Here is a 15199-nt window from a genome sequence, read left to right on the forward strand (position 1 = left end):
GCAATTCGGAAGCGACAACTAACGCAGCTGCATTGTCGCTATGTTACGTGCAAGACCTTGGGATCAATCTCTCCAGGCAAAACATCCTGGCCACTCCCTGCTGGCGGACTGAGAGCCCCTTCCCTGCCGTCGCCATTTTCTGCAACACGCCGAGAAAATTCCCATTTCCTGCCTTCGTCTGGTCCATTTTGAAACGGACAAGGAGGACAGGGATAACGGTCGTGCGCAATGCACTTCGGCCCTGCCGTATCATTCGATACACCCCGCCTTGCGTCGCCTTTCAACGCCAACCAATTGCAGCGCTGACAGACCGCAACCCGTGGCGCATTGGCTGCAGACGCGCAGAGCATTCATTGCATCGGCCAACGCGGTTTGAATGAGGCGGTGGACGTGGAATCATTTTATCTTCTGTTGCTTGTGGCAACTGTTCTGGTTCTCGTCGCTGCTTTTTCCAGCCTCATCGCCTTCCGGTTCGGAGCACCGCTGCTGCTGCTTTTCCTGATGATCGGGCTTGCGGCGGGCGTGGATGGCCTGGGCATCGAATTCACCAATAACCCGCTCGCCTATATGCTCGGCTCGCTCGTGCTTGCCGTCATCCTTTTCGATTCCGGCTTCGGCACCTCCATACAGTCCTTCCGGCTCTCCGCAGCCCCCGCCATGGCGCTCGCCACGGTCGGCGTCATCCTCACATCCGTGTTCTTCGCCGGCGCGGCCGCACTGTTGCTCGGGCTTTCCTGGCTGGAGGGCCTGCTGCTCGGCGCCATTGTCGCCTCCACCGATGCGGCAGCCGTGTTCTTCCTGCTGCGCATCGGCGGCATCCATATCCGCGATCAGGTGCGTTCGACGCTTGAAGTCGAATCCGGCACAAACGATCCGATGGCGATCTTCCTCACCATTGCCCTGGTCGAAATCATCGCCAAGGGTCAGGGGCTGGCCGGTATAGACAGCGGCTTTCTGCTGCTTTTCATTGAACAGATGGGCCTTGGGGTGATTTTCGGCCTGCTCGGCGGCGTCATGATCGCCACCGTCGTCAACCGTTTCGCCGCCGACCGCGGGCTTGCGCCGATCTTCGTGCTGGCGCTGGCGCTGCTTGTCTTCTCCTTCACCGGTACAATTGGCGGCAGCGGTTTCCTGGCGGTCTATGTGGCGGGCATCGTTGCTGGCAACCGCAGGATCTTCGCCAAGGAAACCATTCGCCGTTTCCATGAGGGCCTGACATGGCTTGCCCAGATCATCATGTTCCTGATGCTCGGCCTTCTTGCCACACCATCGCAATTTCCGGCGATCGCCATTCCGGCCGTGCTGCTTGCGCTTTTCCTGATCTTCGTTGCCCGCCCGCTCGCGGTCTGGCTCAGCCTCATGCCTTTCAACTATACCCAGCAGGAAACATCCTTCGTCGCCTGGGTGGGCCTGCGCGGCGCGGTCTCGATCCTGCTTGCCATCATGCCCATTCTCGGCGGGCTCAACGACGCGCAGATCTATTTCAACGCCGCCTTCATCATCGTGCTCGTGTCGCTTCTGGTGCAGGGCTGGACCATCAAGCCGGTGGCGACACGACTCGGCCTCATCGTGCCGCCACGCATGGGCGAGGTGGACAAGCTGGAAGTCGACCTTCCCGGCACCGCCAATCATGAACTGATCTCCTATCGGGTCGCCAAGGGCAGCGCCATCATGCAGGGGGAGCGTATTCCGCGCTGGGCCATGCCCTCGCTGGTGGTGCGCGACGGCAAATCGATCCGCTACCAATATGCGGGACGGCTGCGGGAGAACGATCTCGTCTACCTCTTCATCGCACCCGGTTATTCCCGGCTGATCGACCGGCTGTTCGCCAGCGCCCTGCCGGTTGCCGATGACGACGCCGATTTCTTCGGCACCTTCGCGATCTCGCCCGGCCGTCCGGCGAAGGAACTGGACGCAGCCTATGGTCCCGGCCTGCTTTCATCCGCCGAACAGGCGATGAGCGTTGCCGAACTCATCGAGGCGCGCCTTGCCGGAAAGGCCGATTATGCCGACCGCGTGCGCCTCGGCTCCATCGTCCTGATCGTCCGCACGCTGGACGAACACGAGGCAATCACCGGTGTCGGCATTTCACTCGAACCGGTGGAACCGGCCACCCACCTGCCCATCTTCATCAGCTTTGCGGAAATCCTCAACCGCATGCGCGCCTATCTGGCGCAGAGACGCCAGCCGCGCACCGCCGAGATGGAAGAAAGTGCCCCCGCCCCGGCGACTGCGGCAAGAGAAAATGAGGGCTGACCGACTTGCGTCGGCAATCAGGCATAGTATGGTCCGTGCCGAACTCGCAACAAATCAGGATCGACCTATGCCCGCCTTCAAGACCATCGACGACCTTAACGACATTGCCGGAAAGCGCGTTCTCGTCCGCGTTGATCTCAACGTGCCGGTTGCGGATGGCAAAGTGACGGACACGACCCGTATCGAACGGGTTGCACCGACCATTCTGGAACTGTCAGGCAAGGGTGCGAAAGTCATTCTGCTTGCCCATTTCGGCCGGCCGAAGGGTGAACCGGTGGCCGACATGTCGCTTTCCCAGATCGTACCCACCGTCGAGGAAGTGCTGGATCACGCCGTTTCCTTCGCGACCGATTGCATTGGCGCGCCTGCAGCCGATGCGGTGGCGAAAATGAACGATGGCGACATCCTGCTCCTCGAAAATACCCGCTTCCACAAGGGTGAAGAAAAGAACGATCCCGCTTTTGTCGAGGCGCTGGCCGCCAATGGCGATATCTATGTAAACGACGCCTTCTCCGCCGCTCACCGCGCCCACGCCTCCACCGAAGGCCTTGCACGCCATCTGCCCGCCTATGCCGGCCGCACCATGCAGGCCGAGCTTGAAGCGCTGGAAAAGGGCCTTGGCCAGCCAGCCCGTCCGGTTGTCGCCATCGTCGGCGGCGCCAAGGTTTCGAGCAAGATCGATCTCCTGATGAACCTCGTCAAGAAGGTCGATGCCCTCGTCATCGGCGGCGGCATGGCCAACACCTTCCTGGCCGCCCGCGGCGCGCAGGTCGGAAAATCGCTCTGCGAGCATGATCTCGCCGAGACCGCAAAGCAGATCATGATCGAGGCCGCGACATCCGGTTGCGCCATCGTTCTGCCGGAAGACGGCGTCGTCGCCCGCGAATTCAAGGCCGGCGCGGCCAATGAAATCGTCGACATCAACGCCATTCCCACTGATGCCATGGTTCTCGATGTCGGCCCGAAATCGGTTGAAAGCATCAAGGCCTGGATTTCCCGCGCGGAAACGCTGGTCTGGAACGGTCCGCTCGGCGCCTTCGAAATCGAGCCCTTCGATGCGGCAACCGTCGCCGCGGCAAAACATGCCGCCGAATGCACCAAGGCGGGCAAGCTCGTCTCCGTCGCCGGCGGCGGTGACACCGTTGCAGCGCTCAACCATGCCGGCGTTTCCGAGGATTTCTCCTATGTCTCGACGGCAGGCGGCGCCTTCCTCGAATGGATGGAAGGCAAGGAGCTGCCGGGCGTTGCCATCCTTGCCGCCGCCAAGTAAACTTGGGCCACTTGCCTGACGCGAAGGCCGGACAAGCCATGCTTGTCCGGCCTTGCTTTTTGGTAAGCGGCACCTTGAGGAAAAGTTTCAAACGATTGAAATCATTTCAATCGTTTCAATGAGTTAGCGTGCCATTTCCCTGCCCTGGAACTTCTGTTATCGGAAATTTATTGTGCCTTGGGAGAATAGCAAATGACCGAACGTCTCGAAGACATTGCAATCAAGATGGTCGCCGACGGCAAGGGCCTGCTCGCCGCCGACGAATCCACAGGAACGATCAAGAAGCGTTTCGACAGCATCAATCTGGAATCCACCGAGACCGCCCGTCGCGACTATCGCGAGATGCTGTTCCGCTCCGATGACGCCATGAAGAAATACATCTCCGGCGTCATTCTCTATGAAGAAACCCTGTTCCAGAAGGCCGCCGACGGCACGCCTTTCGTGGATATCATCAAGGCAGCCGGCAGCCTGCCGGGCATCAAGGTGGATATTGGCGCCAAGCCGATGGCTTTCCACCCGCATGAATTCATCACCGAAGGCCTCGACGGTCTTTACGAACGTCTGCGCAAGTACCATGAGGCCGGTGCCCGTTTCGCCAAGTGGCGTGGCGTCATCACCATCGGTGAGCAGCGTCCGAGCTGGGGTTCGATCAAGGCTAACTCCCAGTCGCTCGCCCGTTACGCCGCTCTCTGCCAGCAGGCGGATATCGTGCCGATCGTGGAGCCTGAAGTGCTGATGGACGGCGAGCCAGGCACGCATGACATCGACCGCTGCGCGGAAGTCACGCAATGGGTTCTCCAGACCGTCTTCGCGGATCTGTTCGACGCCCGCGTCAACCTTGAAGGCATGATCCTCAAGCCGAACATGATCATCGACGGCAAGAAGGCCCGCAAGGCTTCGGTCGAGGAAGTGGCGGAAAAGACCGTCAAGGTTCTGAAGGCCACCGTGCCCTCCGCCGTTCCGGGCATCGCCTTCCTTTCCGGCGGCCAGTCCTCCGAAGAGGCGACCGCGCATCTCTCCGCCATGAATGCCGGTTACGACCTGCCTTGGTCTCTGACCTATTCCTACGGCCGCGCCCTTCAGGATACCGCACTCAAGGCATGGGGTGGCAAGCAGGAAAATGTCGCTGCCGGCCAGCGCGCCTTCACGCACCGCGCCGCCATGAACAGCCTTGCCGCCAAGGGTAACTGGAAGCAGGAACTCGAAAAGGCCGCCTGAGGTCTCCACAACGGATATCCACCAAAACAGAAGCCGCCCCACGGGGCGGCTTTTTCTTTGCGGTGGGAATACGCGGTTTTCACCTCAGGTCCCCACCCGTCCCGCCCTAGGGTCGCAAGAGCAGCGTCGCCGACCAGATGACAAAGGCGGCGACCGCGATCTTCCAGCAATCGCCTCTTTTCTTGAGGCCCGGCAGGCCCAGGGGCCGGATGATCTGGACCATCATGGCCAGCAGTAAAAAAAGGCCAATCGCCTTTGTCATTTATTGAGCCTTTTCTTTATTTCTGCATCGTCACAGGCTGGACATTTTTACCGTTCACCAGAAGAGTGCAACTCATTCGGGTAATCCCGTTCTATGGCCTGTCCGACTGTCCGTCCGAACGCATGAGAGTGTCTTCATGAGCAGAAATCTTCTACCCGTATTCGCTCTTTTATCCAGCACTCTGTTTCTTTTCCTTGGCAACGGCCTTCAGGGCCTTATCCTGCCCGTGCGCGGTTCGGCGGAAGGTTATTCCAATGAAATCCTGGGTTTCCTTGGCACCTCCTGGGCAGCTGGCTTCGTCATAGGCTGTTTTGTCGCGCCCGCCATCGTGCGCCGTGCGGGGCATGTGCGGGCTTTCGGCTCCTTTGTCGCTCTGGTGTGCCTGACAGTGCTGATGACCGGCCTGATTGTCGATGATGTCTGGTGGATCGCCCTGCGCGCACTCACCGGCTTCTGCACGGCAGGCACCTCGATGATCATCGAAAGCTGGCTGAACGAGCGTGCCACCAATGAAAGCCGTGGCATGATCTTTTCGCTCTATATCGCCATCACGCTGCTCGGCGTCGTGGCGGGGCAAATGATCGTGCCGATGGGCGATGTCAGCAATACCTCGCTGTTCATGATCTGCGGCATCATCTATTGCATCGCCATTCTGCCGGCCACGCTTTCCAAGGCGGCCAGTCCACAGCCACTGCAGAAGGTCAAACTGGACCTGCCCGCCCTTTATCGCAATTCGCCGGTCTCCTTCATCGGCATCCTGATGATCGGCATCGCCAATGGCGCTTATGGTACGCTTGGCGCCGTCTTTGGCGCCCGGGCCGGTCTCGATCCGACCATGATCGCCATCATGGTTTCCGTCACGATTTTCGTTGGCGCGCTGGCACAGTTTCCGGCAGGTCGGCTATCCGACCGGATAGACCGACGTTACGTGCTGGCCGGGCTCGCCGGGCTTGGCGCGGTGGCGGGCCTCGCCGTCGCGGCCGTGCAACCCCATGACGTCTATGTGCTCATCCCGATGATCGCCGTCTACGGCGCCGCCGCCAACGCGCTTTATCCCATCGCTGTCGCACACGCCAACGACTTTGCCGCGTCCGAAGACTTCGTCAAGGTTTCCGGCGGCCTGCTGCTGCTCTACGGCATTGGCACCATCATCGGCCCGACGCTCGGCGGCGCGGTCATGACCTATTCCGGCCCCTATGCCCTGTTCCTGGTAACGGCGGTGGCCCATCTCCTGATCACCACCTATGCCATCATCCGAAGCCGCCAGCGCGCCGCCCTGTCGACCGACGAGAAGGACAATTTCTCGACCATGATGCCGACAACGCCTTCGCCGCTCGTCACGCCGGAAAGTATTGCGCTTGACCCGCGCGCGCCGCAATATTCCGAAGACGATGGCGACTATGTGGAAAAAGGAGCAGGCATATGAGCCTCTTTGACGATGAACGTCCGCAAAAGCCGGTGGCGCACGAAATCGGCAGCGACCTCAGCCTCCTTTCGGTGGATGAGCTGAGCAACCGTATCGATCTTCTGCAAGCGGAAATCACCCGGCTTGAAGAAGAGAGGCAACGCAAATCCGCCGGCCGGCTGGCTGCGGAGAATCTCTTCCGGTCCTGATACCCGCCTCAGAATAGACGGAGGTCGCGCATCCTGCGCCGCAGGATGCTGGCCCGGATGGCATTGAATAAAGATTCTGGCGCAGTCTTTCGTTTACCATTAACCAAAAATTAAGCTTTCTGAGAGATTACTATACATGTCCAGTTCTTCTGGACCTCAGGCATCTTCTCCATACGGCGAATTGGTCTGATTTTTCTCCCTGTTTTACCTTGAGAGCCGCTTTCGCGGCTCTTTTTTTGCCGCTCCCCGGATTCTGTAAAACTGTGGGTATTAACCCTTCTTTAATAATTGCCTTGCGCATTTCAGGTAAAGATACCATCCTGAAAACACTAAAGGCCGGAACAAAATATCCGGGTCGTCGTTGCCTGACAGTGTGGTGCGTGAGCAGGGATTTAAAGAAATGTCGGAACAGGTTTTAAATACCATAAGCTTTGCGGGGCGCGCGGCTGCTTCCAACCAGTTCAAGACCCTCTATACCGAAGGCATGACCCTGGTTGAGGAAACGGCGAGCTATCTCGACGGCGCGGGGCGCGCTGCCTCGAAGGTTCTGCCGCGCATGGCCTCCGTCCTCTACGCGGCGGAATCGATGCGCCTCACCACCCGCCTGATGCAGATGGCCTCCTGGCTGCTGCTGCAGCGCGCCGTCAACAATGGCGAGATGACGCGCGATCAGGTTCTGAGTGAAAAGAACAAGGTGCGCCTCGACAGCTTCAATGTCGATCGCAACGCGCCCGGCTGGAACGACCTGCCCGAATCCTTCCGCGACCTGATCGAGCGCTCTCTGCGCCTCCAGAACCGCATCGCCCTGCTCGACCGCGAAATCTATCGCCCGTCCGAAGCCGCAAAGGTGCCGGATAACGAAAACAGCGTGCAGGCGCAGCTCAACCTGCTTCGCACGGCTTTCTCGATCAACTGAGAAAAGATGACCTTATCCGGACAATTTGAAAAGCAGGCTTCTCGGCCTGCTTTTTTGTTTATGCGCTATACGCACTGGATATCGCCGCTGAAACGGCGCAACAAAAAAGCCCGGCAAAACCGGGCTTTTTTAAACGATCCGTTCGCAAGAGGATCAGAGGCCGAGGCCGCCGAAACGCTTGTTGAACTTGGAAACGCGACCACCGCGGTCCATAAGCTGCTGGTTGCCGCCCGTCCATGCCGGATGGGACTTGGGGTCGATTTCAAGGTTCATGACGGCGCCTTCCGAACCCCAGGTGGAGCGGGTTTCGTATTCGGTGCCATCGGTCATGACCACCTTGATCGTGTGATAATCGGGATGGATATCAGCCTTCATGACAATCTTCCTGGTTAAGTGACGTGCGGTCCATTTGCCGCAATTGCGTCAACTGAGCCAATTCAATAAATGAAGCCATAGTCCAGATGGGCTATGGCTTCCCAATTCGATGCGGAGCCTATACATGAAGGTCGCCGAGATAACAAGAGCCTGCCATCCCCTTGTGAGAGGGAGATGGATACAGCGGCGGGAATTTCATCGCAAGCCGGAAATTCCCGCATAAAAGGCCGAAAACGGCGCGTAATGAGGAGCACAGAGGACGTGGCAGACATTCAGGAGCAAAAAGCGGCGAAGCAGAGAAGCCTGAAACCGCTTCTCGGTCTGTTTCCCTATCTCAGGCGTTATCGCGGCCTGATGGCGGCAGCCCTTTTCGCGCTTGTCCTGTCTTCCGCCACCACACTGGCGCTACCGCTTGCCGTTCGCCGCATCATCGATCATGGATTTCAGACGCCTGATGGCGGCATGATCAACAGCTATTTCGCGATGCTTCTGGCGATTGCCGTCGTCCTCGCACTCGCCAGCGCCATGCGTTATTATTACGTCATGACGATCGGTGAAAGGGTCGTGGCCGATCTGCGCCGTGATGTCTTTGCCCATCTCACCACCCTGTCCCAGCAGTTTTTCGATTCCAGCCGCTCCGGTGAACTGGCATCACGGCTGACGGCCGATACAGTGCAGATTCGCTCTGCCTTCGGGTCTTCCGCCTCCGTGGCGCTGCGCAACATCATCATGTGTTGTGGCGCGGTGGCGATGATGATCTATACCAGCCCCGGCCTCTCCGGCCTCGCCCTGCTTGCCATCCCTTTCATCGTATTTCCGCTGATCGCTTTCGGACGTTCCGTTCGCGCCCGTTCCCGCACCACGCAGGATACACTGGCGCATTCCGCCGCCTACGCTTCGGAAACGATCGCGGCAAGCCGCACCGTGCAATCCTTCAATGCCGAGGCGCTGGCGAATGCCCGTTACGGTGCTTCCGTTGAAGCCGCCTATCAGGGTGCGCGCGCGGCGATCGGCGCCCGCTCCATCCTCACCGCCGTCGCCATTGCCCTGGTCTTCGGCAGCGTCGTTGGCATTCTCTGGTATGGCGCGCAAAACGTCCTCTCCGGCAGCATGACGGCGGGCACGCTCGGTCAGTTCGTGCTTTATTCGGTCATCGCCGCAAGCGGTCTCGGCCAGCTCTCGGAAGTCTGGGGTGAACTGGCGCAGGCGGGCGGTGCCGCCGAGCGGCTTTCCGAACTGCTGAATGAGCGCTCACCCGTGGCGGAACCCGCGGCACCCGCAGCCATGCCGCAACCGCCGCGCGGCGAGGCCGAATTCGAGAATGTCGATTTTGTCTATCCGCTCGCCAGGGAACGGCCGATTGTTTCCGACCTATCGTTCAGGGTTGCGGCCGGCGAGACCGTCGCCATTGTCGGCCCATCCGGCGCCGGCAAGAGCACGGTGTTTTCACTGCTGATGCGGTTCTACGATCCGCAGCAGGGCCGCATCACCATCGACGGCATAGATATCCGCGACGTTGGCCTCACCGATCTGCGCGCGCGCCTGTCGATCGTTCCGCAGGATGTGGCCATATTCGCCGCCTCCATCCATGACAATATCGCCTTTGGCCGACCGGAAGCGACACGCGAGGAGGTGCGCGCCGCCGCCATCGCCGCGCAGGCGGACAGTTTCATCGCACGTCTCACCGATGGTTACGATACCCAGGTGGGTGAGCGCGGCGTGACCCTTTCCGGAGGCCAGCGCCAGCGCATCGCCATTGCCCGCGCCATCCTTCGCAATGCGCCTATCCTGCTTCTCGACGAAGCGACTTCGGCGCTTGACGCGGAAAGCGAAACGCTGGTGCAGAAAGCCCTCGACGAGCTGATGGATACCCGCACCACCATCGTCATCGCCCATCGCCTTGCCACCGTGCTGAAGGCCGACCGTATTCTGGTGATGGATGAAGGCCGCATCATCGAGGAAGGCACGCATCAAAGTCTCATTCGCCAGAATGGCCTTTATGCGAGGCTCGCCCGGCTGCAATTCCAGACCGGTCCTGACGAGTTGCGCGCCCAGGCCTGACTTACGTCAGCACGCTGCGTCCGGCGACACGACCCGAAAACAGGCAACCGCCAAGGAACGTGCCCTCAAGCGCGTTGTAACCATGCATGCCGCCACCGCCGAAACCCGCCACCTCACCGGCGGCGTAAAGGCCCGGCACCGGTTGACCCGCGGTGTCCAGCACCCGCGCCTCAAGATCGGTATGCAGGCCTCCCAGCGTTTTGCGCGTCAGCACATGCAGGCGCACGGCAATCAGGGGTCCCATTGCCGGATCAAGCAGGCGGTGCGGTTTTGCCGTCCGCATCAGCCTGTCACCGAGATAACGGCGCGCGCCATGAATTGCCGTTACCTGCGCATCCTTGCTGAAACCATTCCCGATTTCCCGATCACGCGCTTCGATCTGTTGGCGGATATGACCGATATCCAGCCGGTCGTCGCCGCTGATGGCATTCATCGCTGCCACAAGTTCGTCCAGCGTATCGCGGACGGCGAAATCCTCACCGCGCTCCATGAAAGCCCGCACCGGTCCCGGCGGTTCCTTGCCCAGCCGTTTGAGCAGCAACCGTACATCCTTGCCCGTCAGATCCGGATTTTGCTCGGAGCCGGAAAGCGCAAATTCCTTCTTGATGATCGCCTTGGTCAGAATGAACCAGCTGTGACCGCTGCCACGCTCACCCAGCATCTTCAACGTACCGAGCGTATCGAAGCCGGGCATGGCGGGGGCAGCCAGACGGTTTCCGTCGGCGTCGCACCAGAAGGATGAAGGACCGGGCAGAATACGGATACCGTGGTCGGGCCAGATCGGGTCGTGGTTCTTCACACCCTCGGTATAATGCCACATGCGGTCACGGTTGATGACGCCGGCGCCCGCTGCCTCGGTGATACCGATCATTCGGCCATCCACATGCGCGGGCACACCACAAACCATATCTTCCGGCGGCCGGCCCAGCCGTTCCACCGGCCAGTTGCGCCGCACCAGCTCCTGATTGCCACCGATGCCGCCGGAACTGACAATGACCGCAGAGGCGGAAAAGCTGAAATCACCCTCCACATCCCGGCTGCTTTTTTGTCCGCGCGGCACCGGATCGGTTGTGAGGATAACGCCGGATATCCCCATCACCCGGCCAGCGGCCATTTCCAGACGGTCGACGCGATGGCGGAAACGAAAGGTGAGTCGGCCATCTGCCGCCATGTCCTGCGCTTTCCTGACGAAAGGTGCCAACACGCCGGGGCCGGTGCCCCATGTGACGTGAAACCGTGGAACGGAATTGCCGTGACCATGGGCAAGGCCGCCGCCGCGTTCGGCCCAGCCAACCACGGGAAACCAGCGCATGCCCATGCGGTGCAGCCATTCGCGTTTCTCGTCGGCGGCGAAGTTCAGATAGGCTTCCGCCCACCGGCGAGGCCAATGATCTTCAGGACGGTCGAAACCGGCTGACCCGAACCAGTCCTGCCTTGCAAGATCGAGACTATCGCGCACCCGCATCCGACGCTGCTCTGGACTATCGACAAAAAACAGCCCTCCCAACGACCAGAAGGCCTGCCCGCCAAGATTTTGTTCTCCCTCCTGATCAACGACACAGACGCTGAGCCCTCGCTCGGCGACTTCAGTCGCCGCCACCAGCCCGGCAAGCCCCGCGCCAACGACAATCACATCATAGCGCTCCATCAGCCCCTCCCAGATATGACGGAATTACCTTTACGCGAACGTAAATCGTAAGCTAACGCAGAATCGTCACCTGTGGGAGATATGGATAGCAACGCCGGCTAAAATTTCTTAAGTGACCAGAGTTTTGTTTCTTTATTTTGCTCTACCACACCCTCTGCTTCCATGATGGAGAGTAAAGTGCGCGAGATGTGACCCTCGTGCTCAACATGGCCCGTATAAATTCCAAGCGCACGGCCGATCTCGGAATTCTTCATTCCCTCACTCTTGGCACCTTTCAGCAAAAGATAGATCGCCGACTTCAGCTGCGACATTGCCAGCTGCGCAATAGCATAAGGCTCATCTGAAAATGTCATGTATTCCCCATAGGATTAGCGCTCGGTGAGCTTGAGTTCGATACGGCGATTCTGCTGCCGTGCTTCCGGCGTATCGCCTTCGGCAATCGGCTGATACTCGCCGAAACCGGCGGCAACCAGCCGGTTTGCCGGCACGCCCCTGGAGACCAGGAATTTCACGACGGATGTGGCGCGGGCAGAGGAAAGTTCCCAATTGTCGCGGTAGCGGCCGGAACCGGAAAGCTGGACATTATCCGTATGGCCATCCACGCGCAGGACCCAGTTGATCTCCGCCGGGATTTCCTTGGCGAGATCGATGAGGGCGGCCGCCAGCTTTGCCATTTCCGCCTGGCCTTCCGGATTGAGATCGCTGCCGCCGGAAGGAAACAGCACCTCCGACTGGAAGACGAAACGGTCACCGACGATGCGGATGTTTTCACGATCCGAGAGGATTTCGCGCAGGCGACCGAAGAAATCCGACCGATAACGGTTCAGTTCCTGCACCCTCTGCGCCAGCGCGACATTGAGCCGGCGGCCAAGATCAGCAATCTTGACCTGGGACGAGGCGTCCTTGGCTTCCGAAGCCTGCAGGGCGGCCTCCACCGATGCGATCTGCGCCCTCAGTGCCGCGATCTGCTGGTTGAGCAATTCGATCTGCGCAGAAGCGCGGGAATTGGCCTGCCGCTGCTCGTCCAGCTCACCGCTCAGACTGCCGATCCGCGCGTTGGCGCTCGCATTGCTGCCCGATCCCGCATCGAGCAGCGCCTGCAGGCGGGAACGCTCGTTCTCGGATGCGGCAAGCGTCGACTGCAGGCTTGCCAGCGCGTCCTCTATATCCTGCTTGTTGCCTTTTTCCATGGCCAGAAGCTCGGTCAATTCGGCAATCTGGCTGTTGAGGCGCGTCAGCACCTCGTCCTTTCCGGTGATTTCCCGCGACAGAACGAACTGTGCCAGCACGAAGACCGTCAGCAAAAACATGATGGCCATCAGCAGCGTCGACAGCGCATCGACAAAACCCGGCCAATAATCCACGCCCCTGTCGCGGCGGCGGTTGCGCGCCAGCGCCATGGCTATTCGCTCCCGTTATCGTGCCGGGTGCGCCCGGAAGATTTCGTGTCGCTGTCAATCCGCACCGACAGCCGGTCAAGCGTGCGGCGGAGCGATTTCGATTCCTCCTGCTGCGCCTCGATCCAGTCTCGCAACATCTGCTGTTCGCTGCGCATGTTCTTGACGAGGCCCTGAATGCCTTCGGCAAGGCTGGTCATGGCCGCAAGCGAGCGTTCGGTGCTGACCACAGCGCCAGGTTCCGCCTTGAATTCCCGCAGCCCGTCCGTTGTCGTATCCGTTACCGACGACAACCAGTTTTCGAGCTGGGTATAAAAGCGGTTCTGCGCACGACCGGCCTGAAGATCGAGAAAGCCGAGTATCAGCGACCCCGACAGACCAAGAAGCGACGAGGAAAAGGCCGTTCCCATGCCGGCGAGCGGCGCGGTGAGGCCGGCCTTGAGCGAGCCTAGAATATCGTTGCTGTCGCCGGCGCTCGGATCAAGCGACTGGATGACGTTGCTGATGGCGCCGATGGTGCCGATCAGACCCCAGAAGGTGCCAAGCAGACCGAGAAAGACCAGAAGGCCGACGAGGTAACGCGACGTGTCGCGTGATTCATCGAGGCGGGTCGCGATGGAATCGAGGATGGTTCTTTGAGTGACAGTGGAAAGCCTAACCTCCCCCCGCTTGCCGATCAGCGTGCTCATCGGAGCGAGCAGCTTTGGCGCCCGACCGACCTTTTCAACGCTGCCGGCGGCACGGAAGGCATTGAACCAGCGAACCTCGGAGCGCAGGCTCATGGTCTGGGTAAAGACCAGAATGATGCCAATGGCGAGCACGCCGAGAATGAAACCATTCAGGCCCGGATTGGTCATGAAGGCGGTATGCGCCTGCCGATAGAGAATCGCCGCCAGAAAGCCGACGAGGATCAGAAACAGAACCATCGTCCAGAGAAACGGTGTGGGGCTGGACAGCTTGTGGCTGTATTGCCGCGTGGTCACCGGTTTCTCGACGCCAAGATCGAGCAGCTCCGAATCCGCCATAACGTTCGCATTCCCTCTGGTCACGTATCAAGCGGAAGCTATTTGAAAATTGCGACGATTTGAAGCGAAAAGCCGGGCTTTCGTCACAGGCATTTCACGAAAACGGACAGGTACCCGGCGACGAAAAACAAAAACGCCCGGCGAACATTCGCCGGGCGACTAAAACTTGCTGAAAACGGCAGGTTTTCCGCCGAAAACCCGTCAGCGGCCCGGCACCGGACGGTTGGCGACCTCGACAAGCGCCTTGTGGATATATTCATTGCCGGCGGCAACGGTGCCGCTGCCGAAAATATCCGAGCCGCCCTTGATGTCCGAGGCAAAGCCGCCGGCTTCACGAATCAGCACCAGACCGGCCGCCATATCCCAGGGCGAAAGATCGGCTTCCCAGAAACCGTCGAAACGGCCTGCGGCGACATAAGCCAGGTCAAGCGAAGCCGCACCCATGCGGCGGATGCCTGCGGCTTCGCCCATGACGTGGCGAAGCTCGACCAGGAATTTGCCGTGATTGCCGCGGCCGAGATGCGGCACGCCGCAGCCGATGACGCAATCGGTCAGGACCTTGCGCGCCGCAACGCGGATGCGGCGATCGTTCAGGAAAGCGCCGCCGCCGCGCTCGGCGGTGTAGAGTTCGTCGGTGGCCGGATTGAAGATCACGCCGGCGACAACCTCACCGTTCCGCTCCAGCGCGATGGAAACCGCGAAATGCGGAATGCCGTGCAGGAAGTTGGTGGTGCCATCAAGCGGATCGACGATCCAGCGATGCGCGCCATCGCTGCCCTTTTCCTCGCCGCCTTCCTCGCCCAGAAAATCGTAGGTCGGGCGGGCCTTCATCAGCTCATCGCGCACGATTTTTTCGGCTTTCAGGTCCGCCTGCGAGACGAAATCGCTCGGTCCCTTGACCGAAACCTGAAGGTTCTGCACTTCACCGAAGTCACGCGACAAAGACTTACCCGCCTTGATGGCGGCCTGAACCATGACATTGAGAAGGGCTGAACGGGCCATCGATGTTGTTTCCTGGAAAGCTTGCGAACCGCCCGAAAGCGCATCGGGCAGGCACGTCATTATTTTCTTGAATTGAAAGTTTGCGGTTCAAGACCACAAAACGCGCGGAAATTCAAGGCAAAAAGCCCGAATGGGGATGCGGGCGGCAAAGGAAA

General features: G+C 60.0%; 14 protein-coding genes. 7 read left to right on the forward strand and 7 right to left on the reverse strand.

The annotated features are described in order from the left end of the window. Positions 1-390: 390 nt before the first annotated feature. The 3 genes from N434_RS12375 to N434_RS12385 all read left to right on the forward strand — a co-directional run bounded on the left by N434_RS12375 (position 391) and on the right by N434_RS12385 (position 4744). Positions 391-2256: a potassium/proton antiporter gene (locus N434_RS12375; RefSeq protein ID WP_110758345.1), complete on the forward strand. Its 1866-nt coding sequence runs from the start codon at positions 391-393 to the stop codon at positions 2254-2256. 67 nt (positions 2257-2323) lie between these two features. After that, entirely contained in the window at positions 2324-3526 is a 1203-nt protein-coding gene (locus N434_RS12380; RefSeq protein WP_110758083.1) for a phosphoglycerate kinase, read from the forward strand. A gap of 192 nt (positions 3527-3718) precedes the next feature. Then, a complete protein-coding gene (locus N434_RS12385; RefSeq protein WP_110758084.1) occupies positions 3719-4744 on the forward strand; it encodes a class I fructose-bisphosphate aldolase in 1026 nt (341 codons plus the stop codon). A 106-nt stretch (positions 4745-4850) separates the two neighbouring features. Here N434_RS12385 and N434_RS25790 read toward each other — a convergent pair whose 3' ends face one another. Continuing rightward, positions 4851-5006 (reverse strand): hypothetical protein, encoded by a 156-nt coding sequence (locus N434_RS25790; RefSeq protein WP_162854470.1) that lies wholly within the window; start codon positions 5004-5006, stop codon positions 4851-4853. A 136-nt stretch (positions 5007-5142) separates the two neighbouring features. Between N434_RS25790 and N434_RS12390 the strand changes: the two genes are divergently transcribed. From N434_RS12390 to rcdA, 3 genes are all read left to right on the forward strand, one after another. Beyond that, complete coding sequence (locus N434_RS12390; RefSeq protein WP_110758086.1) at positions 5143-6432, forward strand: MFS transporter; 1290 nt, start codon at positions 5143-5145, stop codon at positions 6430-6432. After that, a complete protein-coding gene (locus N434_RS12395) occupies positions 6429-6620 on the forward strand; it encodes a DUF1192 domain-containing protein (protein ID WP_110758087.1) in 192 nt (63 codons plus the stop codon). Before N434_RS12390 ends, N434_RS12395 begins: the two co-directional genes overlap by 4 nt. A gap of 400 nt (positions 6621-7020) precedes the next feature. Then, entirely contained in the window at positions 7021-7536 is a 516-nt protein-coding gene (gene rcdA / locus N434_RS12400; protein ID WP_003506184.1) for a protease adaptor protein RcdA, read from the forward strand. Between the two features lie 153 nt (positions 7537-7689). On the opposite strand, the gene rpmE is transcribed toward rcdA, so the two are convergent. Then, the gene (gene rpmE, locus N434_RS12405; protein ID WP_003497640.1) at positions 7690-7911 is read right to left on the reverse strand and encodes a 50S ribosomal protein L31; all 222 of its coding nucleotides are present in this window, start codon (positions 7909-7911) and stop codon (positions 7690-7692) included. Positions 7912-8172: 261 nt separating this feature from the next. On the opposite strand from rpmE, the gene N434_RS12410 reads away from it, so the two are divergent. Continuing rightward, complete coding sequence (locus tag N434_RS12410; RefSeq protein WP_110758347.1) at positions 8173-9972, forward strand: ABC transporter transmembrane domain-containing protein; 1800 nt, start codon at positions 8173-8175, stop codon at positions 9970-9972. A gap of 1 nt (position 9973) precedes the next feature. Here the strand turns inward: N434_RS12410 and N434_RS12415 are convergent, their stop codons facing one another. From N434_RS12415 to N434_RS12435, 5 genes are all read right to left on the reverse strand, one after another. Next, a complete protein-coding gene (locus N434_RS12415) occupies positions 9974-11620 on the reverse strand; it encodes an FAD-binding dehydrogenase (RefSeq protein ID WP_110758088.1) in 1647 nt (548 codons plus the stop codon). Between the two features lie 98 nt (positions 11621-11718). Beyond that, on the reverse strand, positions 11719-11973 hold the full coding sequence (locus N434_RS12420) for a hypothetical protein (RefSeq protein WP_110758090.1): 255 nt from the start codon (positions 11971-11973) through the stop codon (positions 11719-11721). A 15-nt stretch (positions 11974-11988) separates the two neighbouring features. Then, entirely contained in the window at positions 11989-13020 is a 1032-nt protein-coding gene (locus N434_RS12425) for a peptidoglycan -binding protein (RefSeq protein ID WP_065117381.1), read from the reverse strand. A 2-nt stretch (positions 13021-13022) separates the two neighbouring features. Continuing rightward, the gene (locus tag N434_RS12430; protein ID WP_110758092.1) at positions 13023-14042 is read right to left on the reverse strand and encodes a flagellar motor protein MotA; all 1020 of its coding nucleotides are present in this window, start codon (positions 14040-14042) and stop codon (positions 13023-13025) included. A gap of 201 nt (positions 14043-14243) precedes the next feature. Beyond that, a complete protein-coding gene (locus N434_RS12435; protein ID WP_110758349.1) occupies positions 14244-15044 on the reverse strand; it encodes an inositol monophosphatase family protein in 801 nt (266 codons plus the stop codon). Positions 15045-15199 lie beyond the last annotated feature (155 nt).

The sequence above is a fragment of the Rhizobium sp. UGM030330-04 genome, from assembly GCF_003208455.1.
In the GTDB taxonomy this organism is placed as follows: domain Bacteria; phylum Pseudomonadota; class Alphaproteobacteria; order Rhizobiales; family Rhizobiaceae; genus Agrobacterium; species Agrobacterium rhizogenes_A.

What these genes read in the sequence shown, in the direction of transcription:
- N434_RS12390 (WP_110758086.1), top strand. Translation starts at nt 5,143, where the DNA reads ATGAGCAGAAATCTTCTACCCGTATTCGCTCTTTTATCCAGCACTCTG.
- rpmE (WP_003497640.1), bottom strand. Translation starts at nt 7,911, where the DNA reads ATGAAGGCTGATATCCATCCCGATTATCACACGATCAAGGTGGTCATG.
- N434_RS12425 (WP_065117381.1), bottom strand. Translation starts at nt 13,020, where the DNA reads ATGGCGCTGGCGCGCAACCGCCGCCGCGACAGGGGCGTGGATTATTGG.
- N434_RS12435 (WP_110758349.1), bottom strand. Translation starts at nt 15,044, where the DNA reads ATGGCCCGTTCAGCCCTTCTCAATGTCATGGTTCAGGCCGCCATCAAG.
- N434_RS12395 (WP_110758087.1), top strand. Translation starts at nt 6,429, where the DNA reads ATGAGCCTCTTTGACGATGAACGTCCGCAAAAGCCGGTGGCGCACGAA.
- N434_RS12420 (WP_110758090.1), bottom strand. Translation starts at nt 11,973, where the DNA reads ATGACATTTTCAGATGAGCCTTATGCTATTGCGCAGCTGGCAATGTCG.
- N434_RS25790 (WP_162854470.1), bottom strand. Translation starts at nt 5,006, where the DNA reads ATGACAAAGGCGATTGGCCTTTTTTTACTGCTGGCCATGATGGTCCAG.
- N434_RS12385 (WP_110758084.1), top strand. Translation starts at nt 3,719, where the DNA reads ATGACCGAACGTCTCGAAGACATTGCAATCAAGATGGTCGCCGACGGC.
- N434_RS12380 (WP_110758083.1), top strand. Translation starts at nt 2,324, where the DNA reads ATGCCCGCCTTCAAGACCATCGACGACCTTAACGACATTGCCGGAAAG.
- N434_RS12415 (WP_110758088.1), bottom strand. Translation starts at nt 11,620, where the DNA reads ATGGAGCGCTATGATGTGATTGTCGTTGGCGCGGGGCTTGCCGGGCTG.
- rcdA (WP_003506184.1), top strand. Translation starts at nt 7,021, where the DNA reads ATGTCGGAACAGGTTTTAAATACCATAAGCTTTGCGGGGCGCGCGGCT.
- N434_RS12430 (WP_110758092.1), bottom strand. Translation starts at nt 14,042, where the DNA reads ATGGCGGATTCGGAGCTGCTCGATCTTGGCGTCGAGAAACCGGTGACC.